Consider the following 25,631-nt stretch of genomic DNA (forward strand, 5'->3'; position numbering starts at 1 on the left):
TTCATTATTCGAATAAAACGCTTTCAAAATGCAGGTGCAAACTTCCTGAATGCATATAACGTTCTATGCCTACCGGCAAGAAGCGCCGAAGCGCTTCTCTACCAAATAGACTGCATATCCCATACTTCCATAGATTTAACGATAAGCTCTCCATCTCCCCAGATCTCTAGGCCCAAAGCATCCCTACGGGTCGGATAGACCCGGGTCGTCAGGCTTTTCAATCCGTTGGCATAGGCTTCAACCATAGAGCGATCCAAATAGATATGAAGCTTCAAATTCTCACCTAACAGTTCCAGTTTGCCGCCTTGAATCCCTTTGCATTTTTCTCCCGGATGCAGCGTCGTCTTCGTCCGGTCCACCAAGAGTCTAGCTTCATTGAAATCATAGTACAGTAAAGTTTCCTCTTCACCATCCGGCGTACAACGGACCTTAATTCCGAGTTGTGACGCACAAACCGGCTCCAGTTCCACTTGAATCTCAAGCATGTCACCCTGAACGTCCCTTAACAATACATTAGCCTCGGCCAATGACTTGTCACGGATCGATAGCCGCTTAGCACCACGCAGAGACTCCAGCTCTTGAATCGGCTCGATTCCCAGCCGTCCATCCTCCCGCAAATACACGCTCAATGGCAAGCCTGCGTTATGAGCCCAGCCTGATTGATACTCCAGTTCGGACGTCCGGTCGCCTTGGGCGATCGTGAAGACGATGTTTCTGCCGGTTTTCGGATCCACCATTCCGCTCGGGCCGGTAAAATGGAAATCACCGACATCAATCAGTTCCGGTTCCTCCCGATCGGGAATGAACGAAAGATGTTCTTTATCCAGCCGCCCGATCCAATAGAACACCTCGACATCGGCGCCCTTCCCCACAGGGCTGACCAGTAAAAGATGCTTGTTCTCACTCTGCTTGTCGGTGCCAAGAGGAAGAAGGACAGGGAGCTCCCAGATCGGTCCAAGATAGGGGAACTTCTGAATATCCGCCTGATAAAATGGCCCTTTGTAAGTCCAATTCAGCATATCTTTGGACGCAAATGCGAGTGCAGCCCCGCCTTCGCCTTCGATTCCTGATCCAACTAAAGCATACCAGCCTTCATCGTCCTTCCACACGAATGGATCGCGAAAATCCCCGAATGCGCCCATTCCCTTCTCCTGTACGATGAGCGGCTCCGGATGCTTGATCCATTGAACCAAATTCGGATCGCCATCCCGGGAATAAGTGCTCCGGGCAAGCGCCACGCTCTGATTCGGCGAAGCACTGTCATTGCCTGCCGTAAAGAACAAGACAGGCAGACCGTCCTCATCATAAGTTGCACTTCCCGACCAGATTCCGTCCGGTGCAAGCTGATCCTTTTCAGGCGCCAGGGCCACCGGAAGATCACGCCAATGTACGAGATCCTCACTGACCCAATGCCCCCAATGGATATGATAAAAGAACGGCCCTAGCGGGTTATGCTGATAGAACAAATGATATTTCCCGTCAAAATAGATCGGCGCATGCGGTTCATTCATCCAATGGGCGGGTGGGCTGACATGATACTGCGGTCTGTGCCGGTCCTGCAGCAGAGGTGTCCGATCCAGCTTGATCTCATCATATTGCAACTGAGGCTTAATGCCCCCATGCACGGAATCAAGCATTTGCTGATAAGAAGCGGCCACTTCCTCTGCACTTAAGGCCCGGTTGTATATTTTCAATTCATCGAGGATACCGCTAAACATCTGGAGATTGAATATTCCTGCCCACACGCTGCTATGATTATTTTTGCCGATGAGCAAATCCGTGCCCGTGGCTTCAGCAAGGCGGGAACCGCTGGGCACTTCGGAATAAGCAATTTCACGGCCATTCAAATACAGCTTGATTTCGCCGTTATTCCCATCAAAAACAGCATTTACATAAGACCATTCATTCTTCGGCAGTTCACAGCCGTCCGGTGACCAAACTTCCTTCCAGCCCCCATCCTCGAGTCCAACCTGGAAAGACCAGCGGCCGTGTCTGAATATGCCAAGCAAATACCCCTGCTTGCAGTCCATATTGTGGCGGTTCACAATGGCAGCCAACTTGCCTTCATAGCCCCAATCATAGGAGCGTGGCGCAACCCACACTCCTATGCTTAGTGCCGATCGAAATTCCGGCCCGCCGTTTGTGGTTTCTTCACTGACCGAATGGGAAATAAAAGTCGAGTAACCGTCGAACAGGAGACCGCTTCCCGTTACTCCCTTTCTCCACTGCGGACCGGTCGGTTCGGTAAACTCCGCTTGATTAAATACGTACTGAATCTCATTGCGGACACGGGATACATTCTCCAGAGCGCTTGCTCCCGCTCCTTCATCAAAAGGCCAATGCATGATTAATCCCTGGTCATCCATTGGGCAGCTCATGCATCATCCCTCCCTACAGTCAACTCAGCTGTGTTACCGGGAATAGTAATGGATTTAAGCGTATGGATCTGAATTGAATCCAGTACTACCTGCCCTGATTTCGTGCTTACCTCGACATTCTCGATAGGAGCGTCAGGAAAAATTTGATCCGTCAGTGCAACCAGGCCATGATCCGCATACACTTCAACGGAATTGCGGTCCAGCCAGATATGCAGCTTGATCTTTCCGTTCAACGCAACGATTCTCGCACCGTGCTTGCATGCGAATGATGAGTGGAAATCCGTAACCCCCGATTTTGAACGGTCGATGAATATCCATTGATTCTCAGAGTCATATCCGATTACGATCTCTCCCTCCCCAGAGGATGTCAATCCGATATGAACTTCTTCACCGGACCGGATATCGATATCCGCTTCAATCTCTAGCAAATCCTCCTTCACCTTCTGCAAAAAAGGAGTCTTCGGCGTAACAGTGACGTCATTCCAGCGCATGGATTCTTTGCGAAGCTGTTCCGTTTCCCGGACTGGCATTTGGGTCAAACTCACACTTCCGTCCCGTTCGGTCAGTGACAAGGCGCGAGGTAGAGTCATAGCCCCTCTCCAAGAACCGGTAGGTGTCTCGTTGGCATACTTCCAGTTACTCATCCACCCGATGATTACACGGCGTCCGTCTTTCTCAGGTATATCCGACCAGGAAACTCCTGCATAATTGTCTCTACCATAATCCAGCCACATGATGTGATCGGCCGTATTGTCGTTAATGAATGTATTTCCGTCAAACTCTCCAATAAAATATTGCGTACGTGATCCTTCCGGACATCTGGGATTATCGCCGATGCTTATGATAAGTACCCATTTGGTACGCCCGGTGTCATCAATCGGCAATTCAAACAGATCAGGGCACTCCCAAACTCCGTCATGTGAACCTTCTCCTCTACCGAATTCACCGCTAAAAGACCATTCACGCAGATTTTTAGATTGGTAGAACCGGACATGATCTCCTGCCACGAGAACCATAATCCAGCGCCCGCTTTGTGAATGCCAGAACACCTTCGGGTCACGGAAGTCAACAAGCTCATCCTCTGCAAGTACGGGATTCCCCTCATATTTCTGCCAGGTTTGACCTTTGTCACTGCTGTAAGCCAAGCTTTGCCGCTGGCGCGGCTGTCCGGTCTCCGGATGTGTATCCGCATGGGTAAAGAGCGCAACCAGTCCATGGGATTTTTCGAACAATCCGCTGCTATTTTTCCAGTCCACCACACAGCAGCCCGAGAAAATAGCACCGTGCTCATCCGGGAACAGGGCGATCGGCATATGCTCCCAATGTACCAGGTCTTTGCTTACCGCATGGCCCCAGTGCATCGGTCCCCATTTATTTCCGTAAGGGTGGTGCTGGTAGAATAAATGATAAGTTCCCTCGTAAAAAACTAATCCATTGGGATCATTCAACCAATGGGATGGAGGTGAAAAATGAAAACCCGGTCGGAAATATTCATCATTAACCTGTTGGTTGGAATCAATCATCTGATTTATTTCATCTGTCGTCGGCATTGCTCCAAGAGCCCCCTTTCGTGTTGTTACCAACGCTCCGCCGGCATTAGCAAAAGTCAGCATGCTAGTGATTTGCTGGTTGGATAGATCATTCAGAGAGCTTCCTGCTTCCAGGATTTTATATAACAAGCAGCCCAGAAAGGCATCCCCGGCTCCTGTCGTGTCGATGACGTTTACTTGAAATCCTGGAACATATCCATCCTGCCCAGCCAATCGGTAATAGCAGCCTTTTTCCGCTAAAGTAACGACGATTAACGTGATATCAAACTGTTGCTGAAGCTCAAGTGAGCCCTTTTCCACATCATCTGTGCCCGTAATAAAAGCAAGCTCTTCTTCCGATACTTTTAAGATATCGGCATACATCAGGCCCCAAAGAATATTCTGCTTGGCCTCCTCCTGACTCTCCCATAACGCAAACCGGATATTCGGATCGAACGAAAGTAAAGCTCCTGCTTCCTTTGCCTTAAGAACTGCCGTCTTTGTTGCCGTCCGGGCCGGTTCATGAGTCATGGACAACGAGCCATAATGTAATACTTGGCACGTTTCAATCCTGCCCAGCGGAATATCTCTTGTGTGTAAGAAGGTATCCGCTCCCGGGCTCCGGAAGAAGCTGAAGGAGCGATTCCCCTTGTCATCCAAATGAACAAATGACAGCGTAGTGCTCGCTTCCTTCGTATAAGATACTCCAGTCACATCCACACCGATGTTAAGTAAAGTCTTCTGCAGCAAGGAACCGAATTGATCCTCCCCGACCTTGCTAACCAATGCCGTTCTTGCTCCTAATCGGGATAGCGCAGCGGCTACATTAGCCGGAGCCCCTCCAGGATTGCATTCAAACTGCTCGTTACCTCCCGCTGTACGGCCTGCCGGAGTAAAGTCAATCAATACTTCCCCGATCGCAATAACATCAAGCACAGTTTCTCCCCACCTATCCTCTATTTAATGATTATTTAAATTTGCGTTATAGCGATCCAGCCCTGTTTGATAAATTTCCATTAAGTCATTCAGGCCCATCTTCTCCAGTGTCTTCACATAGTTGTCCCACTGTTCATTCACTCCGCCATCAACAATGAATTTAGCTCTTTGCGTATTTACGTATTTGATCAATTCAGGCTCAATCTTGTTGATTTTGTCCAGTTCCTCTGGTTCAAAGAAGATGCTTGGATAGTTTTCCTTTTCCATGTACGGATTGTAATATTGCTCCAAATCTTTAGCACGCTGCTGGGCCCGCGGCTCCATGTCTACAATTTTTCCGAAATCTTCAAAAGTAATGACGCCTGGTCCGCCCGAACCCGGAGCAACCTTTTGGCGAAACTCACCTGCGGAGATTCCATCCGGAACCGGCAAGTTCACCAACTTACCGCTTTCATCCTTCTCAAATACGACGTCCAGCGGGCCCCAATGGATTTGAGCGGCCATATATGGTTCATACTGCTGATCGATCCAACGCATGGTGATTTCCGGGTTCTTATTTTCTTTGGTAATAACAAAAGCCCCTCGTCCTGGACCACCGCCATTGGCACGTCCGATTGTCTGACCTCCATTCGGCCCTTTCAGCGGAGACAGCAGAACATAATCCTTACTGCGCTCAGTCCCGACAACCTCATCGATTTCCCACCAGATATAAGATCCAAGTGTCTCATCTGTTGTTTTACCTTTTGCCAGATATTGTGCTGCGTCCTGGGTAAAGGATTCGGGATCAATCAGGCCCTGTTTATACCATTTTTCATGAAAATACTTAAGAGCTTCCTTATATTCAGGCTGATTTGCGGTGAAAATGACTTTTCCATCGCGTACGACTCTATGCTCCAGGTTATCCGGAAGTCCGAAGGCGCCGAAAATTCCGGCAATATCCATACACCACTGCATATGCATAAAGCTAAGTGGAATTTCATCCTGCTTTCCATTGCCATTCGGATCCTGCGTTTTAAAGGCAAGCAGTGCCTCCGTGTATTCATCCAGTGTTTGCGGCACTTTCAGACCCAGCTTATCAAGCCAGCTTTTGTTGATGACGTGAAAGAAGGGGTTAGTTCCAAGATTATTATCTTCCCAAGACGGCAGCCCATAGATATGCCCATCCGGCGCCGTAATCGATGATTTGATATCTGGCCGTCGTTCGAAAAGCGCTTTCAAGTTAGGTGCATATTGATCAATCAAATCCTCCAACGGAATAATGGTTCCGTCTTTACCGTAATTGATTAGCTCGTAGTCGGTAAATCCAGCTGCATAAAATGCATCCGGCAAATCTCCGCTTGCGAGTAACAAGTTTTTCTTCTCTGCATAATCGGTGTCAGGAATGTTTTCCCATTTGATCTTGATGTTTGTTTCCTTTTCCAGCCGCTTGAAAATTTCCATTTCCGAGAACTCCGGCGCCAATGCAGCTTTCGGGGATACCATTCTTAATGTCACTGTATTGTTCACAATTGGAAGGCCGGTTTTGTTGAAATTTGTATCTTGAACCGGGCTGCTTTCCTGTTTTTTTGACCCGTTGCCGTTTTCCGAACATCCGCTAAGCACAAATGCTCCGGCTAATACAAGAATTCCTGCTTTTTTAAATAAAGACTTCACATAGATAACCTCCCTTTTATTCATCCATCAAGATAAAATCATACGTGCTCTACATTTGCGTTTGTTCAATTTCTGCACATCCCCCCTTTCAAGCTTCGTCAACATTAAACTCAACCCTTGATCGATCCGATCATCACGCCTTTTACAAAGTACTTCTGCAAAAAAGGGTACAGAATCAACAGCGGCAGACTGGATACGATGATGACACCGTATTTAATCAATTCCGTAACGCGCATTTTGGCTGCGTAAGATTCCACATCGATCATCATCCCAGAGTTGACTTGATTCTGAACAAGTATGTTGCGAAGCACCAATTGCAGAGGATATTTGTTTTCATCGTTCAGGTAGATCAAAGCGTCGAAGAAACCATTCCAGAAGCCGACGACATGATACAACACCATGACAGCCAGGATGGATTTGGACAATGGCAGGACGATGCTCCAGAAGAATCTGGTGTTGGAACACCCGTCAATAGAAGCCGCTTCCCACATTTCGTCAGGTATGGAAGATTGAAAAAATGTCCTCACGATAATCACATTGAATACACCGCCCGCTCCAGGAATAACAAGTGCCCAGATCGTATTCAGCATGTGAAGATCCTTAATCAGCAAATAGGTAGGGATCAGCCCTCCGCTAAAAAACATCGTAATCATTAAGAACCACATAATCACCGATTTACCTACCAAATTTTTACGAGCCAACGGGTAGGCCGCGAATACAGTCACGGCGACACCAATTATTGTTCCTAGGGTTGCGTATAATATCGAATTAACGTACCCAATCCATATGGAGGAATCACTAAAAATCCGCTCGTAGCCATCCAACGTGAAGCCTTTTGGAAATAACCAGACCTCACCGGAGTAGATATAATTGGGATCACTAAATGAAGCGATCAGCACAAAATACAACGGGAATAATACGAGCAGCATAACGAGGGTTAACAGAATATTGTTGATAATATCGAACCATACGTCCCCTCTGCTCTTTCTGTTCAATAACTGATACAAGATGAACTCCTCCTACCACAGACTAGTTTCTGTCATCTTTTTAGCAATCCAGTTAACGGTGACAATCAGGATAATATTGACGACAGAATTAAACAGGCCAACTGCCGTAGAAAAGCTGTATTGAGCCTTCTGAATCCCCATTTCATACACGTAGGTAGGGATTATATTGGAGGCAGCATAATTCAAATCGCTCTGCATAAGAAATGCCTTTTCAAAGCCGATGCTCATCACGTTGCCGAGTGCTAGAATCAGCAGAATGACGATCGTTGGCAAAATACTTGGAATATCCACATTCCATACACGCTTCCATTTGCTTGCCCCATCCATTATTGCAGCTTCATGGAGCTCAGGATTGACTCCTGCAAGAGCAGCAAGGTAAATAATGGTTGAGAATCCGGTTTCCTGCCATAAACCTGATAGTATATACAATGGCCGGAACCAGCCCTCGTTCGCCATAAAGAGAATAGGCTCTCCACCGAACCAGGTGATCATGTGATTCACAATTCCGCTATTTGGAGATAAAAAAACATTAAGCATACCGACCAGTACGACGGTAGAAATAAAATGGGGGGCATAGATCACCGTCTGCACAAATTTCTTGTATCTCTTACCGAGCATCTGATTCAGCATGATTGCGATAATGATTGGAGCTGGAAAGCTAAATAACAATGAAAGAAAACTGAGAGAGAGCGTATTCGTGATGATTGTCCAGAAGTTATAGGAATTAAAAAAATCGATAAAGTGTTGAAACCCTACCCATTCACTTCCCCAGATCCCCTTACTTGGGGTGAAATCCTTAAAAGCGATCTGCACGCCGTACATCGGATAATATTTGAAGACGAGATAAAGAATAATGATGGGCAACAAAAACAGATACAGTTCATAGTCCCGTTTTACCCTTCTCCATCTTTTGCGGTTCGGTTTGATTATGGAATGATCCAATCCGCTAGTTCTTGAGTTCACTCTTATACTCCCTTTCAATGTAAATTAATCAGCAATTTTGAAACGTTTCCAATTTAGGTGGAGCAAAACGCCCCCGTTTAAATTTATATAATGAATCAACCATAATAAATTGATATCTTCGTCAAATATCTATATAAATTGGAATAGGTTATTCACTTGAAACGTTTCCAATTTTGGAATAGAAAAACTTCAGTTCATTTATCCATACCGGATAAACTGATGTTTTTCTCCTAAAAGGGATCATGTAGTTTCGCCTGGCTTATAAATGACAGGAATACGGTACACCTGCTTATCTAGAGGTTTACCTTCGATCTTATTGTAAAGAAGCCTGATCGTCATACGGGCCATTTCTTCCACCGGCTGCCTGATCGTTGATAGGATAGGATGAAAATAGGGATGATTTTGAATGCCGTCATAACCGATAACCTTTACATCCTCTGGAACACGAATGCCCTGTCTTCGTGCTCTTTCTATATAGCTGGCGGCTAACATATCCGTAATAGCGAAAACGCCATCCACATCGCCATATTCATTAAAAAATTCGTTAAAAAAGGCATTTTCATCGACAATGGGATCCGGTTTTTCATAGACCACAACTTCGATTCCCAACGTTTCCGCTTCATGAATGAACCCTTTTTTTCGATTCATCGTTTCACTGAAAACGGAAGTGACACTCCCAATAAAAGCCGGTTTCCGGGCACCTGCCTTAACAAGCTCCCTTAAAGCTATGCGTCCCCCCTCATAATTGTCCGAAGTGACGCAAGTGATTTTTTTATCAAAGTGTCTGTCGATGCTTACAATAGGAATATCATGGCTAACATTACTTTCAATATCATTGTAAGTAATGCCTACAATACCCGCCACTTTGTTCTGCCTGAGCATATCCAGATAATACAATTCCTTCTCAGGCTTGCCACCGCTGTTACACAGCATGAGCTTGAAGCCTTCGAGGTCCAACTCATCCTCAATATAATAAGCCAGTTCAGAGAAGAAAGGATTCCAGATACTTGGGAGCAATAGAGCTACCATCTTGGATTTCTGCATTTTGAAATTTCGCGCTACTTCATTTGGAATATAATTCAGTTCTCGTATAGCTTCCTCTACTTTTCTGCGTGTATTAGGTTTTACAGCGCCAGAGTTGTTAATGACTCGGGAAACGGTCCCCACAGCAACACCAGCCAAGTTAGCTACATCTTTAATACTTGCCATATTACCCCCCCGGACTCTCTTATGAACCATATAATAACATCAAGTTGGAAACGTTTCAATACTTTTTTGGAAACGTTTCAAGTTTTATATTTTTCTTAACACTCACACTTTCACCTTTAAATTGTTATTTTAACGGCCAGCGAATTACGGGAACGAAATCACATTCATCTGTTATCAAGTGGCATTCCGATCCCACACGATAATCTAGCACAATCCCTTGTGTTTACAGTTCACTGTAATGTAAAGTACAAAGTACTGTTTGACAGCAAAATATACATCAGCATATAACAAAAGCCACTCCTGACAAAGGAATGGCTTCTTTGGATAAACCTTTCACGGCTGGACTGAATAACCTCTTGTTCTCTCTCCAGCCACATAGCTCGGCGGTACCGAACAGGGTTACGTCAAGTTATATGCACGAGGAATGTTATTTGTATCTAGATGTATAATCTTGAAACAGACTGCTAGCGATTAAACTGAGCAGCCTGCAAAATGAACCTTATTTCTTCTTATAAAACTCATGATACAGCTTCATCAGCGCCCTTTTCTCAATCCGCGACACATAGCTCCGGCTAATCCCCAGCTCCTTGGCGATTTCACGTTGTGTCCGTTCCTCGCCCCCATGCTCGAGACCAAAGCGACCCTTAATAACCTCCTGCTCCCTTGCTTCGAGAATATCGAGGTTTTGGTAGATTTTGCTCTTCTCCATCTTCAGCTGAACCCGGTCCACCACATCGTCGGCTTCCGTCCCAAGAATATCTATAAGCGTGATTTCATTACCCTCTTTATCCGTTCCAATCGGATCGTGCAGCGACACATCTTTACGCGTCTTCTTCAGTGACCGGAGATGCATCAGTATTTCGTTCTCAATACAGCGCGCCGCAAACGTCGCCAGTTTGGTCCCTTTGTTCGGCCGGAAGCTCTCGATGGCTTTAATCAGCCCGATCGTCCCGATCGAGATCAGATCCTCCAGATCCTCGCCGGTATTATCGAATTTCTTGACGATATGAGCCACCAGCCGCAGGTTATGCTCAATCAGCATATTTCGGGATACAGCATCTCCTTCAGCCATGAGCTGAAGATGCTTCGCTTCCTCCTCCTCCGTCAATGGCTGGGGAAACGCATTGTTTTTCACATAAGACACAAGCAAAGTCAACTGCTTCACGAACAAGGCAATCGCAGAAAACAATTCCATGAACAAAGCACCCCCACGTCGATTGGCCGAAGGGGAACGCCCCGCTCCAGCTCACAATGAAGTTCAGTTCTACATTGTATGTAGGCGCTGGCCTAGATGTGCATGTACGCGGGAATCTTCGATTCTCTTTCTTGATGTGGAAAACATCGCTGCAGAGCCAGACCAAATCGGATATAATGGATAATCCAGCATGCATTCCGCTATCGGAGGAATGAAGCAATATATCATCTTGTGGAGGCTTTTACGAAACTATGCAAACTGCAAATTCTACTCATGTCAAAATCATCACGGCTGATCCCAGCGGAATCGGCCTGTTTGGACTGGCTATCGTCACTCTGGTCGCTTCCTCGCAAAAGCTGGGACTGACAGACGGCTTAAGTTATGTCCTTCCGTGGGCGATATTTCTCGGGGCGTTCGCCCAGTTGTTCGCCTGCATCCAGGATGCGAAGCATAACAACACCTTTGGGATGACCGCCTTTGGCGCCTATGCCTTCTTCTGGTTCTCCATGGGCGTCAGCTGGCTGATCAAGCTCGGCGCATTCGGGCCGGAGCTGGCTGCTGGCATAGACGGCAGGCAGCTTGGCTTTGCATTTGCCGGATATCTCATCTTTACTATATTTATGACCATCGGTGCTATGGAGACACATAAAGTGCTCTTCTTCATATTTGTCCTGATTGATCTTCTTTTTCTAGGTCTAGCTATGGATGCATTTGGCATTGCCCCGGAAGTGTTCCACACCCTGGCTGCTTACGCGGAAATGGGTATTGCCCTGCTCTCGCTGTATGGTGCCGGAGCGGCGGTGCTGAATGTGCATTTCGGCCGGGTATTTCTGCCCGTAGGGCGCCCGTTTGGCATCTTCAAACCCCGGACCTGACCCGCTGCTAACTTTGCTAACTACAAAAACAAAGCCGCCCTTCGCGCTCCGATACGCGATAGGCGGCTTTTTCATATGGTGTGACTTTATTACCGGGCTTTCCAGGCACGTCGGCGGGACATTGCTTCCGTCGCCAGAAACAGGACTCCTCCGACAAGGGAAGCAATGCTTGCAAATAAATACATGCTTGATCCCCCGTACAGGTCAGATAGTCTCCCGCCCACGACTCCGCCCGTCATGCCGGCCAGGCCAAGGTACACCATGCTCAGCAATGAAAAGCCCGTAGCCCCTAGCTGGGGAGGAAGAATCCGTGCGACATAATGCATAGCCACGATCCAAAACACGGCAAAGGTGATAGCAGCCCCTGCTTGCAGCGCCAATAGAACCCACGGATCATCCGACACATAATACATGAACCAGCGAATCGTGTATAACAGGCCGACGATGCCGATCAACACGTATTCATGGATCCGGTTTAGATACCTCCCGAGCAAAGCGAAGACGGGAATTTCCATGGCAGCGGCCAGAGCCCAGGCCCATCCGACCATGGCATCGGTGGCGCCCAGCTCCTTCATGTACAGGCCCAGCATCACATCATTCATCCGATGAGGAACTGAAATGACGAATACCAGAAACAGAAACCACAGGAATGATTTGTTCGTAAACAGTTCTTTTAAGGTGGTCAGAGTCATGCCTTCTCCTTCAGCAGGCTCGTCGCGCAGGAAGATCAGCAGCAGTAACGGCACGACCCAAGCGGCCCACAGCAAATACGGCAGACCGGTAATCCCGCCCAAAACAGCCAGCAGCAGCCCTCCCAACAGGGATACTACGGTATAGCCCAAAGAGCCGAACAATCGCAGCGAACCGTAGGATTTCCCTCTGCGCGCTGCCGATTGGACGGAAATGCTGTCCAGCAACGGCATCGTCGGCTGATAGAAGAAGTACAACGATAACACGAAACATAGCGTCAGTACATAGCTCTCCCCAGAGTTGAACAATGCGACACTGCTAACAATCGCCAACATCCACAGCCAAAAAATCATCATTTTTACCGTCTGCAGCCGGTCGCTCACATACCCCCAGAACGGCTGAATCATGCTTGCTACAAACGGGCCAATCATCATCAGAAAACCGACTTGCGAGGACGAATACCCCAAGTTCGCAAAATACAACGGCAAAAATGGCGCGAGCACCGCTAAAATAGCGTACTGCCAGAAGTTTATTCCACGAAGGATCAGCATCTGTCTGTCTTGTCGTGCTGCAGCTCTTTTGTTCATGGTTGTCAAAATTGATCTCTCCGCTTCATGATGCTATACATGCCTTAATTGTAATAGTCATAATTATTCGGACTTAAGCCCGTGACTATGATATAACACAGTTGCATACCGCCTTCAAGACATCTTTGTCCAGTTTGCGCTGCATATTTGAATAAATCAGCACATATGCCGCTGCCGCGAATGAAAGTGGAATAATCTACTGATACAGATCTTAAATTTTACAATTCAAAAAATGGGAGTTTGCCCCAAAAGCCCTGTTTGCAGTATGATGATTTTATTCACGGATATATGAACTTTTATACGGATACGATCATTAAAATCAATGAAATGGGGGATCTGGTATGGGAGATTTTCGGCATCTGGACGCAATGCTGGACGGCTTTACGAAGAAGAATCTTGCTGGCTGTGCCTGCGCTGTAGCAAGACATGGGGAAATTTTGTATGAAGGCTATCACGGTTATGCCAATGTAAGCAAGGAAATCCCGATATCTGACGAAACGGTGTTCCGGTTGTTCTCTATGACAAAAGTCGTCGTATGTACCGCAGCCATGATGCTCTTCGAAAGAGGACATTTTCTCCTGAATGAGCCGCTGCATGAATACATTCCCGAATTTAAAAATCCGCAGGTCGTCAAGACCAAACCGAACGGCGAAATCTATATGGAAGCCGCCAAAAACCCGATTCTTATCAAAGACGCGTTCTGCATGACCGCAGGAATTCCTTACCCCTTCGGGGAATCCGAATCGGCCCGGCAGCTAAGAGATCTGCAGCAGAAGCTAAAGGAGGAGCATGGAAAATACAGCCTGCTCACCGAAGCCAAAGCCGCAGCTCAGGTTCCGCTGGCCTTTGAACCGGGCACGCAGTGGCTTTACGGGTACGGGCACGACTTGGTCGGCGCTTTGATCGAGGTCATTTCCGGCAAATCGCTGGGCCAGTTTTTGCAGGAGGAGCTGTTCAGCCCGCTGGGAATGACCAGCACAGGATACCGTTATCGCGATAATATCGAGGAGCGGATGGCTTCCTGTTATAGCCCTGCCGCAGATGGATCTCTGCAGGAGGTTCCCGGCTGGCTTGATGAGCATCATCAGGCAGACTCTATTTATGAGGGCGGCGGTGTCGGACTATACTCCAACTTGAAGGATTATCTGGCCTTCACGCAAATGCTGGCCAACGGCGGAGTTTGGAAGGGTGAGCGAATCATCGGCCGGAAGACGATCGATCTAATGCGGACTAATCATTTAAATGATAGACAGTTGGCCGACTTCCACAATTCCTACCTTGCTGGTTACGGCTATGGGCTTGGCGTCAGAACGATGATGGATCCGGCGGCCGGCCACTCCAACAGCTCCATCGGTGAATTCGGCTGGACCGGCGCAGCGGGCACCTGGACTTCTATCGATCCAAGCGAAGGTTTCTCGGTCGTGTACATGCATCAATTATTCCCTAACATGGAGGAGTATCACCATCTTCGCGTCCGTGCAGCAGCTTATGGCAGCTTGTAACCCAATACAGCAGCAGAATAGAGCGTAATGATAGATTATTTTAAATGCATAAAGCCAATCTACGGGGTTGATAAGACCGTAGATTGGCTTTTTCCAGTTTCGTTTGGACGATGCCTAGAAGGCATCAAAAGCTACTTGCCCGCATGCACCTTCAACTGAACGCTATAACCGTTGTAGATCGTCTGAACTTTATAACCGCTCGGCAATCCGGCGGTCTCTACCGATGCAAACTCTCCATTTTTATCCGGACTGCCGTCCGTAATAATCGTGATGACGCCCGTAGGCACGTAACCCTTCGCAAAATTTACCCGCAGCTTTCCTGCGTACGACGCGCTTCCCTTAATCCGCAGCCCATCATTTGGGCCGTCAAGGCGAAGCTCCAGCGTTCCTTGCTCAGACTGCTTGAAGCTTCCTCCGATCGTCAGCTTGCCGGAAGCATTGGCAACCACGAGAGTGCCTCCCTGATTGGATACGTCTCCGAGGCCGAACGCCGTTTCCGATTCGCCAACAAGCGTCCCTCCGTCGATCCGCGTTCCCCCGGAATACATATTGCTGCCTTCCAGTTTTAATGTGCCTGTCCCTTTCTTGATCAGCCTGCCTGTGCCGGAGATGTCATTACGCCAGCGGTCCTCTGCATGAAAGCCGCCTTGTGTAGAATCCATTGTTGCCGTAACGTCACCTGCAAATGCGCCATATCCATCCGCTGCTGCAAAGAGATTGAGACGCCCCCAGCCTTCCTCATCATCCAGCACGGGATATCCAGAAGGGAGAGCCGTTGTAGCCAGCACCCAGCGGCGCTGCGTATCGTCCAGGTATGGCAATCGCGTCTCCAACAGCACCTCCGCTCCTTTCGGCACGACAGCCGGCTTGCCTGTTGGCCCTGCCTGTGGAAAATCATAAGTCAACCGCTTCGTAAAGTTCTGCTTGTTCGCAGCATAATCGCTGAAACGATCTGCCGCTGCCCCCGTATGAGCGAGCAATATATTGTGCGCCTCCTCGTAGGCCGCCTTCTTCAGGCTGCTGTTGGCCGGATCATTCAGGATTGCCGCAGCTAGCGCTGTCGCCATGACCCGCCCTCCCATGACGTCAAATGGCGAGTGCATGCCTGCCACAATCCGATTATGCCCAAGCTCCGACGCGCGGGTGAGCAGCTCTTGGTAACGCTCCGGGATGGCATAAGCCATCGCGTAGGCCGTCAAATATGCCGCATTCGTGTGACCGCTGGGATAGCCGCCGTCATTGCTTGGATCGGGGTTTTGAGCTGGAACAAGAGTTGGCAGGACAGCTACATGGTCATTCCAGCGGAAAGGGCGGGCATAGTTGTAATAGCTCTTCGCAGGATTCGTCGAAGAATAGCTGCCGCGCAGCGTATCGACTAAGCTGACAATACTGCCAAGCGATGATTCGGGAATGCCCGAATTCGTCCCCTCATCGTCATATTTTTTACGGGTAGCGTCGGCCGGAATGCTTTTGATCGTCGTCCTAGCTCCTGCTTTGACGCGGTAGATATCGGTAAGGGGGCCTAATCCTTCAATGACGCTGTAGCTTTGCTTGCGGCGGTCATCGTAATAGGCGGCTTCCGCCTCTTCAACCGTCCGGTTGGCAGTGATTTCGACGACCTTCTGGATATTGGCGTCCAGCAGCGCATTGTTCAATTTGCTTCCCGTATCCCAGCTGTCCCCGGGAGTCCAGAGCTTGTGATATTCCGATAGAACTCCAATCGCGGGATTGAAGACGGCCGATAAATGATCTTTATCATTATTTTTGTAATGGTCCACAAAGTAACCCCATGACGGCTTCGGCGGAGCTACCGATTCGGGGATTGCCACGGCGCTTGCCCCTGCTCCTCCGCCAAGGCTCCCTGACAGCAAACATACCGCTAAGGATACAACGATTCGTTTTTTGTTCGACGGCTTCAACTTAAACATAATTCTCCTCCTGCTGGCATGAATTCAGATTTATACAAAAATATGTACATATCAACCGTAACTTACGATTGTCATGGTAGAGTCCGGGACATGTTATTGAATTATTAAATTTCTGGACATGACATAACAGGCAATCAGGCAACCAGCTCATTCCGAAATCCATACAGCATCCCTGTTTAAACATCCTCTTCTTTCCTTTAATATAAAAGGTGGGCCTGCTGCATCACCTGATTTAGCAGCTCCCGTCTTAAACAAAACATTCCACTCTACTAGCTAATGAAAAGGACGTAATCAACCATGCTGCAATCCATGAACCGCCTGCTGAACCGCTTGATGCCTATAATTACTCCGGTGAGCATCGTCATTGGTCTCCTTTGCGGCAGCCGCCTGTCTTCATTTACTTATTTGTCCCCATGGCTGTTCGCATTCATGACCTTTGCCGGAAGCATCAGCCTCGGTTTTAAAGATTTTGTGAATGTGCTCAAGAGGCCCTTGCCCCTGTTCATCTGCCTGTTCATCCTGCATCTGGCGATGCCTCTGATTGCGATGGGCTTCGGCCATCTTGTCTATCCGGGAGATATGTATATGATCACCGGGCTAATCCTCGCTGCCAGCATCCCGACGGGGGTCAGCACCTTTGTATGGGTCAGCATGTACAAAGGTAACATCGCCCTGACGCTATCGATTATTCTGATTGACACGATGCTGGCTCCCTTCCTTGTTCCCGGCATTCTATCCTTGCTTGTCGGCACCGACGTGCAATTAGATGTGTACGACATGATGAGCAGCCTGTTCTGGATGATCGTCGTGCCCTCCCTGATCGGCATGATTTTGAATGAATGGAGTAAAGGAGGTATCGCTCCCGTGTGGGGCCCGCGGCTCAACCCGTTTTCTAAGCTCTCGATGGCCGCCATCGTGGCCATTAACGGCTCGGTCGTTGCCCCCTATCTGACGGATTTCAGCCTGCAATTGGCAGGTCTGGCCGTCGTCATCGTGATCATTGCTTCTACGGGCTACTTGCTCGGCCTGGCCTTCTCCAGGCTCATGGGCTGGAATTATGCCGATAGAATTGCGCTTATTTTCAATGGCGGCATGCGTAACATCAGCGCGGGGGCGGTGCTGGCCGTTACTTATTTTCCCGCTCCTGTTGCCGTACCGGTCGTCCTCGGTATGGTATTCCAGCAAATGATCGCCTCCCTTGTCGGTTATTTGCTGGGCCGCAGTGCTCCGGCAGATAAGGGGCAATCGAAAAATGCTGTGGGACTTTAAGCCGTTTATCATACTCATCGTTGAAATAGCAGGCCATTTATTACAAGCTCCCAGCCCATTCACTTCCTGGGTAAAAGTTATCCGACTCCATTAAAAAAACAAATTCTCTTTTCCGATATACAAAGTAGGGATGATCATCCTACATTTAAAGAAAGAGGGATAACAGCATGAACAAACAAAACTTCAAACAAAAAATCGCTATCTTTAGTACAGGCTTCGTGGCTGCTGCCGTACTGACGACAGCTACCTCTGCATGGGCGGCCCCGCTTCAAAAGCAAATTACCGCCTTCTTTAACGGTACGAAAATTTACGTCGACGGCAGGCTCGTCCAATCAACTGATGCCAAAGGCAACAAAATCGAACCGCTCGTTTATGAAGGAACCACGTATCTTCCCGTCCGGGCAGTAGGGGAAGCCTTCAACAGCAAAGTAACATGGGATGCTCTAGGCAACAGCATTTATATAGGCAAAGTCAATGCAACCGATCACGATGTTTCCTTGTCTTCACTCGACTTTCTTAGCGAAAGTCAAAGTATCAAATGGGGACATTTAGATTGGCAGAGCCACAGCAGCAGCAAAGTAATAGCCTGGAGCCTGGAAAACGACAAGGATAATACCGGAATGAATTATAATGACGGCCTGAAATTCGAGCTTGTCGGCTCCGGTACGGGTGCTACGCATGGTCTGGCTATGGAGAGAGAATACCTGCTGAACCAGAAATACAAATCTTTTAGCGGCAGCTTTGTCCTCCACTATGACAGCCGTTCCTCGGAGGAGGCTCACGCTACGCTTAAAGTTTACGGAGACGATCAACTCCTCTATACTTCCGACAAACTGGAGAAGGGCGTGCTTCCGATTGATTTCGATGTTAACGTCTCAAATATCAGTAAACTAAAAATCGTCATTACCAACACCGACTCCGACATGGATTACAAAGATAAGCTCTACTTCGGAATCGTTAACGCCGGGTTTAAGAAGTAGTTCTCTTATTCATAAGGGCCTTGCCGCATCCGCGGCAAGGCCCCTTTTATTTGTTTCCCTTTTCAAATCTTACACTAGCAATATGCAGGCACTACCGTACCGATGTCTGCACAGGTTACAAATGTATCCCCTGTCCAGGTCTTTCGTTCATTCCCTTTAATTTCAAGCGTATAAATCCGGCCATCGAACTCTATCTCGCCTTGTACCGGCGCATACGTCATCCCGACCATTTCCCGCAGTTGTCCATAGCGGTCCGTTACTGCCCTTGTGCCGTAAGGAAAACGCATATAGACCTCGCCGTTCCGGTGAACTGTGGCGCCCGCTCGGGTATTCACCAATTCATACAGCACGCCGTCGACTAATCGGGAATACGCTGTTTCCCCGGCCACCTCTTCTCCATGATCCATCGGATACGGCAGCAGCCCTGTAAACCACACCTCTCCTTCAGGCGTAGGCATAATCCCGCACATCCGCTCTACGAAATCCAGGACGCATAAAAGCGATGGTGAATAGGTATCCGTGTATCCTTCTTCTCCCGTCCATGGGCTTAATGTTTGCGAAAAACGGGTCATACGGGACATCGCACTTAATATCGGCTGCATCACCCAGGTCAACTCCACGTATCGACCGTGATGCTCAAAAGCATGCGGCGTTCGAATCAAAGTCAAGAAATTCGTGGGCCCAGCCCAGCTATTATACGCCGAGGACGGATCAAAGCGCGGATCATCCATCGCTACTGAGGTTAAAGGATATTTAGCAAAAAACTTGCCCGTATTCAGCAAGTAACGTCTCAGCGCCTTGTCGAATAATGCACGGTCCCCTGTCTCACAGGCTAATACCCTCAGCAATACATCGGATTGGACGCGGACGAACTCCCCGTTCCGATCCACATCATAGAAGAACTCGTCGGTTTCGTCGAAGCAGTGCCTGAACAAGCTCTGCTCGCTCTGCTTGGCCTTCAACTCCCATCCGGCTCCTTCCGCCTCTGCTCCCAATTGCCGCGCCATCCTGGCCAAATATTGGCGCTGGCAATATACGTTAGCTGTCAAATCAGGCGCCAGAAATGGAAGTATGGGCGAATCCGGGTTATACTGCCGGGCATCGTCCAAATGGGCGGTATCAGGAACATGCCAAAAGCGCGGCGATAGATCATGGCCGGTATCGAATGTGCAGAATGCTTCTACGCAGCCGGTGCCCCGAGTGTTCCGATACCGGGCGAGCCATTCGTCAAACCGGGCCATGGCGGTGTACATTTCCCTCAGGAAGACCTGATCACTTGTACCGCTTACGTTCAGCATATAGTGATTCCATACACTTCTGGCCAGCGGAGTTACCATCTGGATTTGCCTGTAGGCCGGCCCCTGTGCCGTTACTTTATAGGGCATCTGGCCGTCGTCCCTTTGATAATCGGCGAACAGGCGGAACGTAGCCTCCGCCACGCCGGGTATGAATCGTGACAGCAGCTCGGCATTGATCGTCCCCGTGCTCTCCAGCCAGGTGCCTGGATAAGCTCCGCCTTCATGCAGGACGTGAGCACCCCCGCGGGACGCAACGATGCAATCCAGCAGCTTGCGGGCTGCAGAGTAATAGACGCCTTCGAACCGTTCCGCCGAGGATGCAAACTTAACGCCTGAGCGCTGCCATTCCTCAACTACTGACCCGTGAGAACTTTGCTTTTCCTCCCCAATCCGCGCTACCGTGTCCAGACCCCGCAGCTTTGTCAATAAGCTCTCATTCAATCTCATCAGCCTCTTTACAATGTAATCATCGATGCTCTTCTTTCACCGCTTACGCCCACGGTCCATCATGCTCGTAGCGAAAGCCTTGAAAATCGGCTCTGCCGCCTTTCTCACCGATCGTATAACTAAACAGCCCGACTCTCGCTCCCTTCCAGAAGCCTGCGCTCATGCGGCACTCGCCGCCTAGCGGGATGAACGTTATTCCATCCAGGCTGAAGAAGAAACTGGTCTCGCCCGATAAATCGATACGACTCTTCAGCCAGACCGTTTCGCCGGCAAGCTTCGGACCGTGAAATACCGTTCCGCCTGTAACGGCTTGAAGATAATTGCCGCCTTCCTCTGTCACAACACCGATCCAGTTCTCTTCCCGGGCGCAGAGGAAGGCCAAGCCCGCCCGCTGTCCTGGATTCATATGCAGGACGCTGAGCTCGGTACATACGATGCCTTTGCTTCCGATCAGCTTCTGGGTCAAAGTGTTTTTCGCCTGCAGAAGCTCCGGCGCCGGCATTGCCTTCAGCCGCAAATATCCCGGCCTTTCGCGCAAAGACCAGCCGTCATTGACCGGATTATGGTTCCACTGCCACTGCAGTCCGAGCTCCGGCCCCTCAAACGTATCCGAGGTCTGCGGCAGCCGGACCGTGTGACGCCCGGCGACAGACGGCTTCGCATACACGGCCACGGGCTCTCCAGCCGCGCCAATGACGGGCCAATCGTCCACCCACTCCACTGGCTGCAGGTGACACACCCTTCCGATCGCACCCGCGCTCTGGAAATGCATGAACCACGTCTCCCCGCTGTCCAGCTCCACCAATGCTCCCTGGTGCGGGCCATTGATATCGGTCGCTCCCTTCTGCAGGACGACCCGGCGTTCATACGGGCCATAAATATCCCTGGCGCGAAGCACAGTTTGCCAGCCCGTCTCTACGCCGCCCTCGGGAATAACCAAATAATAATATCCGTTTCTCTTGTATATTTTCGTTCCTTCGGCAATTTTTCCTACATAGACGATGACGCCGTCATCCAGCAGCGTCCTGCCGTCCGCGCTCATGCGATGAATAATAATCGGGCCGGCGCCAACGGTGCTGTGACCCAGATAGGCATGGCCGTTGTCATCCCAGAATGGGCAGGGGTCCTCCCAGCCGGCAACGCGCTTCACTTCATGAAGCGGACTCCAGGGACCGGCCGGATCCTGAGCCGTGCTCATGTACAGCCCTTCATCCGGCGTGCAGAAATACACGTAGAACAGCCCATTGTGATAGCGGAGCGCAGGCGCCCAGCTGCCTTTGGCATAAGCCCGCATGTCGTCATACGCCGGATCGATATCCAGCCGTTCATATACTTTGCCGATGATCGACCAGTTGACCAAATCCTTTGAATGCAGCACCGGCATGCCCATGAAATGAAAATCCGAGCACACCATATAGAAATCATCGCCTACGCGGATGGCGTCCGGATCGGAGAAATCCGCGTTCAGCACAGGATTGCGATAATAGCCGTTGCCAAGATCCCCCCACGCAGGCATTGTCATCGTTCGGTTCATATCCACCCTTTTTCCACTCCTCTATTCTAAAAAAGCTTATCCTTATCCCTTCACACTTCCAAACACGAGCCCCTTCATGAAATATTTCTGCAGGAACGGATAAATGATCAGTACCGGGAAGGCGGCCAAGAATACCTGAGCCGATTTAAACGTCCGGTTTGAAATCTCCGACATATCCAGCAGCTCATTGGAGCTGACGATGCTCGGATCGGCCTCGATGATGATCGTCTGCAGATAGCTCTGCAGCGGATAGTTGGCAGGCGAGTTCATGTAGATCAAGCCGTCAAACCAGGAGTTCCAGTGCCCCACGAGAACAAACAGCGATATCGTCGCCAAGGCTGGCTTCGAAAGCGGACAATAGATGCTCCACAGTACGCGCCAATGGCCGGCCCCGTCAATATAAGCCGCTTCCTCGATTTCTTTGGGCAGGTTGCGGAAGAAATTCATCAGCAGAATGACATTAAATACGGGTACGGCGCCAGGCAGTACAAGCGCCCAGATCGTATCCAGCAGCCCCAAGGACTTGATCGTCATATAGGTCGGAATCAGCCCGCCGTGGAACAGCATCGTAATGATGAAGAACCAGGCATACACGTTCCGCATCCCGAGCGCCTTTTTCTCTTTCGATAGCGGATAGGCGATCGAAATGGTAATAAGCATGTTGACGATGTAGCCGAGCAGCACTCGTTTGCCCGAAACGAAAAATCCGGTCAAAAATTCATTTTTGGTCAGCGCGTATTTATATGAGGCGACCGTAAAATCAACGGGCCAGAGCTTAACATACCCGGCAGCAGCCGCGCTGCTGGAGCTGAAGGAAATGGCGAGCACGTTGATTAACGGCAGAATGCATACAATGGCCGTAACGGTTAGCAGAATGTAGTTGAACGTCAGAAATATTTTTCGGCTGATTGATATTTTGTGCATGCCTTCTCCCTCCTAGAAAACCCTGTATCCGGCGTATTTGTTGGCCAGCTTGTTGGACAGGACGATCAAGACGAAGGAGATCAGCGATTTGAACAAGCCAACCGCCGTCGCCACGCCGTATTGCGCGTCCACGAGACCGATCCGGTACACTAGCGTATCAATGATATCCCCTGTGCTGTAGACCATAGGGCTGTACAGGTTGAACACCTGCTCAAATCCCGCATTAAGCACATTCCCCAAGCTGAGCACGGTCATCAGGGTAATGATCGGCAGCATGCCGGGCAGCGTAATGTGAATCGTCTGCTTCCAGCGGTTCGCGCCGTCCATGGTGGCCGCTTCATACAGGCTCTGATCGATCCCCGTCAAGGCGGCCAAATATACGATCGTGCCGTAACCGAAGGTTTTCCAGGTGTCTGTCAAGACGAGCGTATAAGGGAACCACTTATCATCCCCCAGGAAAAAGATCGGCTTGATGCCGAATACGCCCAGAAATTGATTTACGATCCCGCTCGAAGGAGACAATATGTCGATCAGAATCCCGCCCAGGATAACCCAGGACAAGAAGTAAGGAAAATAAATAATCGTTTGAATCGTGCGTTTAAAAAAGGCTCCCGCCAGCTCATTGAGCAGCAGCGCAAATATAATCGGGACGATCAGTCCCGCGATAATTTTCAATACGGCGATAAAGATGGTGTTCCATAGTACGCTCGTGAAGTTCGGCATGTCCAGCATATAGCGGAAATTGTCGAACCCGATCCATTTGGAATTGAAAATCCCCTTGGAGGGAACGAACTTCTGAAAAGCGATCACCGTCCCCATAATCGGGACATAGCTAAAAATAACTGTTAAAATAATGCCGGGTAAAATCATCAGATGCAGAGGAATTTCCTGCAGTTTCTTCTTCATTCCCATTGCGGCCCCTCCATTCATGCCATGCTGACAATAAAAAGGGAAATTAGAGTTGCCCCCTTCTTCCCTTTTCATCGTCCTCTTATCCAATCCGAGCCAAACTTTTATTTGTTCTTCTCAGCCCATTCGTTGACTTCCTTCGTAATTTGCTCTCCGCCAAGCTTCTTCCAGTCCTCTACGAACTTGTCGAAGTTATCCAGCGACTGTCCCATGATGATTTTCGTGAATACCTCTTCCTCCATCTTCTCCAGGGTAGCGAGCTTCTCCACCATTGTCGGCGTTGGCGCCCCGTAGAAGGCATCGAAAATGTAGTTATCCTCCTGAACATAATGATCGATTACGTCGAAGCTGCTTGGCGAACCGAATACGCGTTCTGTTCCCCAGTTTGCTCTGTTGCCGCCCCGGTAGTCGACGATTCTGTCATAGTAGCCCTTTTCCTCAACAGACAGCTGGGATGGGTCATTCGTTTCCAGAGCCTGCATCGTATTCAAGTGCGCGTTCAGGTTTTTCTTGGCCGGGTCGGCACTGATCAAACTGTACAGATAGACCGGAATGTTCGTATCGGTAATCCCGAATTTACTGTTCTCTTGAGCGACTTCCGGATCATAACCCTGCATGCTGAAGTTCAGCAGCTTGATAATCGCTTCCGGATGCTTGCTGTCCTTGCTCACCCCGTAATATCTCGTAATCGGCATTTTGCCGATCGGGGTTGCCTTCTTGTCATCCACGGATACAAGCGGCAATGCCTTCCACTCAGCCTTCGGATCATTGTCGACATTCTGCTGGATAATGGACAGCGGAGCAGACATGGAACCGTAGAACATGCCTACCTTGCCGCTGGCCACCGATTCGGTCACCTTCGCCCGATCCTTCACGCCGAACTCTCGATCCAGCATGCCCTGGGCGTACAGCTCCTGAAGCTGCTTCAGTGCATCCTTCACGCCGGGCTGAATGCTTCCATATACGAGTTGGCCTGATTCGTCCTTCACCCATTTGCCCGGATTCACATGATAACCAGAGAAATATCCCGACGTACCGAAATGAGCATCCGTCAAAAATGTTTTGGTAAAGGCCAGGCCGAATGTATCGTCTTTGCCGTTGCCGTCCGGGTCATTTTTTGTAAACGCTTCCGCAATAGCGAGCACATCCTGCATCGTTTGCGGCTCCGGCAGTCCGAGCTTCTCCAGCCAGTCCGTCCGGACATACAATATCGGCAGCCCGTCGACCGCAGAGGACGTATGCGGAATCGCCATTAATCTGCCGCCGATCTTCGCCGTGTTGAAGCTGGCCTCATCCTGCAGCATGATTTCCTTCGTAATTGGCGATGCGTATTTCTCGAACAAGTCCGTCAAATCGTACAGCATGTCGTTCTCCGCCAGATCGGTCAGCTGCTTGTTCTTCAGCCACATAATATCGGGCAAGTCCCCGGAGGCGATCGACACGTTCATTTTCTGATCGAACTGCTCTACAGGAACCGTCCAGACATACTTCAAATTGATGCCGAGATCGCTTAAATAAGTGCGGGTATAAATATTGTCCTCGATCGTATCGTTGTTTTCGTATTTGTAAGTTGATTCTGTATAACGCCATGCCGTAATGTCCACGGGCGGATCATACTTCGCCATCAAATCCACATCTGTCTTGGCCGGATCCGGAGCAGCTGCGGGCGAATTCGCTTCCTTTGCGCCTCCGCAGGCTGTGAGCAGCATGAAACCTGCCAAGCATACAATTGCCGATTTCTTCATTGTTCTTCTCTTTTTCATATGAACCTCCCTGAAAGCTGTAAGTGGTATAGGGCCCTTATAGGTTTAATGTTAG

The 25,631-nt window shown here is 49.3% G+C and carries 18 protein-coding genes; 4 read left to right on the top strand and 14 right to left on the bottom strand.

Going from position 1 to position 25,631, the window contains the following annotated elements; translation table 11 throughout:
• Positions 1–98: 98 nt before the first annotated feature.
• The 7 genes from MKX50_RS18120 to sigK all read right to left on the bottom strand — a co-directional run bounded on the left by MKX50_RS18120 (position 99) and on the right by sigK (position 10,870).
• The gene (locus MKX50_RS18120; protein ID WP_339157519.1) at positions 99–2,378 is read right to left on the bottom strand and encodes a GH32 C-terminal domain-containing protein; all 2,280 of its coding nucleotides are present in this window, start codon (positions 2,376–2,378) and stop codon (positions 99–101) included.
• A complete protein-coding gene (locus MKX50_RS18125; protein WP_339157520.1) occupies positions 2,375–4,843 on the bottom strand; it encodes a PfkB family carbohydrate kinase in 2,469 nt (822 codons plus the stop codon). The genes MKX50_RS18120 and MKX50_RS18125 overlap by 4 nt, the downstream gene beginning before the upstream one ends.
• 24 nt (positions 4,844–4,867) lie before the next feature.
• A complete protein-coding gene (locus MKX50_RS18130) occupies positions 4,868–6,496 on the bottom strand; it encodes an ABC transporter substrate-binding protein (RefSeq protein WP_339157521.1) in 1,629 nt (542 codons plus the stop codon).
• Between the two features lie 110 nt (positions 6,497–6,606).
• Positions 6,607–7,503 carry a carbohydrate ABC transporter permease gene (locus tag MKX50_RS18135; protein WP_339157522.1) on the bottom strand — a complete coding sequence of 299 codons (897 nt, stop codon included), beginning with the start codon at positions 7,501–7,503 and terminating at the stop codon, positions 6,607–6,609.
• A gap of 12 nt (positions 7,504–7,515) precedes the next feature.
• Positions 7,516–8,466: an ABC transporter permease subunit gene (locus MKX50_RS18140; RefSeq protein WP_283925415.1), complete on the bottom strand. Its 951-nt coding sequence runs from the start codon at positions 8,464–8,466 to the stop codon at positions 7,516–7,518.
• Positions 8,467–8,706: 240 nt separating this feature from the next.
• Positions 8,707–9,675, bottom strand: coding sequence for a LacI family DNA-binding transcriptional regulator (locus MKX50_RS18145; RefSeq protein WP_283925416.1), 969 nt, complete (start codon positions 9,673–9,675; stop codon positions 8,707–8,709).
• Between the two features lie 499 nt (positions 9,676–10,174).
• Positions 10,175–10,870 (bottom strand): RNA polymerase sporulation sigma factor SigK, encoded by a 696-nt coding sequence (sigK, locus tag MKX50_RS18150; RefSeq protein WP_055107206.1) that lies wholly within the window; start codon positions 10,868–10,870, stop codon positions 10,175–10,177.
• A gap of 251 nt (positions 10,871–11,121) precedes the next feature.
• Here sigK and MKX50_RS18155 point away from each other — a divergent pair, with 251 nt between their 5' ends.
• Positions 11,122–11,745: an acetate uptake transporter gene (locus tag MKX50_RS18155; protein ID WP_339157523.1), complete on the top strand. Its 624-nt coding sequence runs from the start codon at positions 11,122–11,124 to the stop codon at positions 11,743–11,745.
• An 89-nt stretch (positions 11,746–11,834) separates the two neighbouring features.
• On the opposite strand, the gene MKX50_RS18160 is transcribed toward MKX50_RS18155, so the two are convergent.
• Positions 11,835–13,022 carry an MFS transporter gene (locus MKX50_RS18160; RefSeq protein ID WP_339157524.1) on the bottom strand — a complete coding sequence of 396 codons (1,188 nt, stop codon included), beginning with the start codon at positions 13,020–13,022 and terminating at the stop codon, positions 11,835–11,837.
• 341 nt (positions 13,023–13,363) lie between these two features.
• Here MKX50_RS18160 and MKX50_RS18165 point away from each other — a divergent pair, with 341 nt between their 5' ends.
• The gene (locus tag MKX50_RS18165; protein WP_055107203.1) at positions 13,364–14,524 is read left to right on the top strand and encodes a serine hydrolase domain-containing protein; all 1,161 of its coding nucleotides are present in this window, start codon (positions 13,364–13,366) and stop codon (positions 14,522–14,524) included.
• Positions 14,525–14,655: 131 nt separating this feature from the next.
• On the opposite strand, the gene MKX50_RS18170 is transcribed toward MKX50_RS18165, so the two are convergent.
• Complete coding sequence (locus MKX50_RS18170) at positions 14,656–16,452, bottom strand: phosphatase PAP2 family protein (protein WP_339157525.1); 1,797 nt, start codon at positions 16,450–16,452, stop codon at positions 14,656–14,658.
• A 297-nt stretch (positions 16,453–16,749) separates the two neighbouring features.
• Here MKX50_RS18170 and MKX50_RS18175 point away from each other — a divergent pair, with 297 nt between their 5' ends.
• Both MKX50_RS18175 and MKX50_RS18180 read left to right on the top strand, forming a co-directional pair.
• On the top strand, positions 16,750–17,721 hold the full coding sequence (locus tag MKX50_RS18175) for a bile acid:sodium symporter family protein (RefSeq protein WP_339157526.1): 972 nt from the start codon (positions 16,750–16,752) through the stop codon (positions 17,719–17,721).
• A gap of 167 nt (positions 17,722–17,888) precedes the next feature.
• Positions 17,889–18,701: an NPCBM/NEW2 domain-containing protein gene (locus MKX50_RS18180; protein ID WP_339157527.1), complete on the top strand. Its 813-nt coding sequence runs from the start codon at positions 17,889–17,891 to the stop codon at positions 18,699–18,701.
• Positions 18,702–18,775: 74 nt separating this feature from the next.
• On the opposite strand, the gene MKX50_RS18185 is transcribed toward MKX50_RS18180, so the two are convergent.
• From MKX50_RS18185 to MKX50_RS18205, 5 genes are all read right to left on the bottom strand, one after another.
• On the bottom strand, positions 18,776–20,446 hold the full coding sequence (locus tag MKX50_RS18185; protein ID WP_339157528.1) for a hypothetical protein: 1,671 nt from the start codon (positions 20,444–20,446) through the stop codon (positions 18,776–18,778).
• A 43-nt stretch (positions 20,447–20,489) separates the two neighbouring features.
• Positions 20,490–21,980 (bottom strand): glycoside hydrolase 43 family protein, encoded by a 1,491-nt coding sequence (locus tag MKX50_RS18190; RefSeq protein WP_339160178.1) that lies wholly within the window; start codon positions 21,978–21,980, stop codon positions 20,490–20,492.
• Between the two features lie 42 nt (positions 21,981–22,022).
• The gene (locus MKX50_RS18195) at positions 22,023–22,904 is read right to left on the bottom strand and encodes a carbohydrate ABC transporter permease (protein ID WP_339157529.1); all 882 of its coding nucleotides are present in this window, start codon (positions 22,902–22,904) and stop codon (positions 22,023–22,025) included.
• 12 nt (positions 22,905–22,916) lie between these two features.
• Entirely contained in the window at positions 22,917–23,816 is a 900-nt protein-coding gene (locus MKX50_RS18200) for an ABC transporter permease subunit (protein ID WP_055107198.1), read from the bottom strand.
• Between the two features lie 101 nt (positions 23,817–23,917).
• Positions 23,918–25,576 (bottom strand): extracellular solute-binding protein, encoded by a 1,659-nt coding sequence (locus MKX50_RS18205; RefSeq protein ID WP_339157530.1) that lies wholly within the window; start codon positions 25,574–25,576, stop codon positions 23,918–23,920.
• Positions 25,577–25,631: the final 55 nt, after the last annotated feature.

The organism is Paenibacillus sp. FSL W8-0186 (assembly GCF_037969765.1).
Lineage (GTDB): Bacteria > Bacillota > Bacilli > Paenibacillales > Paenibacillaceae > Fontibacillus > Fontibacillus woosongensis.

What these genes read in the sequence shown, in the direction of transcription:
- MKX50_RS18120 (WP_339157519.1), bottom strand. Translation starts at nt 2,378, where the DNA reads ATGAGCTGCCCAATGGATGACCAGGGATTAATCATGCATTGGCCTTTT.
- MKX50_RS18145 (WP_283925416.1), bottom strand. Translation starts at nt 9,675, where the DNA reads ATGGCAAGTATTAAAGATGTAGCTAACTTGGCTGGTGTTGCTGTGGGG.
- sigK (WP_055107206.1), bottom strand. Translation starts at nt 10,870, where the DNA reads ATGGAATTGTTTTCTGCGATTGCCTTGTTCGTGAAGCAGTTGACTTTG.
- MKX50_RS18155 (WP_339157523.1), top strand. Translation starts at nt 11,122, where the DNA reads ATGCAAACTGCAAATTCTACTCATGTCAAAATCATCACGGCTGATCCC.
- MKX50_RS18160 (WP_339157524.1), bottom strand. Translation starts at nt 13,022, where the DNA reads ATGAACAAAAGAGCTGCAGCACGACAAGACAGACAGATGCTGATCCTT.
- MKX50_RS18165 (WP_055107203.1), top strand. Translation starts at nt 13,364, where the DNA reads ATGGGAGATTTTCGGCATCTGGACGCAATGCTGGACGGCTTTACGAAG.
- MKX50_RS18170 (WP_339157525.1), bottom strand. Translation starts at nt 16,452, where the DNA reads ATGTTTAAGTTGAAGCCGTCGAACAAAAAACGAATCGTTGTATCCTTA.
- MKX50_RS18175 (WP_339157526.1), top strand. Translation starts at nt 16,750, where the DNA reads ATGCTGCAATCCATGAACCGCCTGCTGAACCGCTTGATGCCTATAATT.
- MKX50_RS18180 (WP_339157527.1), top strand. Translation starts at nt 17,889, where the DNA reads ATGAACAAACAAAACTTCAAACAAAAAATCGCTATCTTTAGTACAGGC.
- MKX50_RS18185 (WP_339157528.1), bottom strand. Translation starts at nt 20,446, where the DNA reads ATGAGATTGAATGAGAGCTTATTGACAAAGCTGCGGGGTCTGGACACG.
- MKX50_RS18190 (WP_339160178.1), bottom strand. Translation starts at nt 21,980, where the DNA reads ATGAACCGAACGATGACAATGCCTGCGTGGGGGGATCTTGGCAACGGC.
- MKX50_RS18195 (WP_339157529.1), bottom strand. Translation starts at nt 22,904, where the DNA reads ATGCACAAAATATCAATCAGCCGAAAAATATTTCTGACGTTCAACTAC.
- MKX50_RS18200 (WP_055107198.1), bottom strand. Translation starts at nt 23,816, where the DNA reads ATGGGAATGAAGAAGAAACTGCAGGAAATTCCTCTGCATCTGATGATT.
- MKX50_RS18205 (WP_339157530.1), bottom strand. Translation starts at nt 25,576, where the DNA reads ATGAAAAAGAGAAGAACAATGAAGAAATCGGCAATTGTATGCTTGGCA.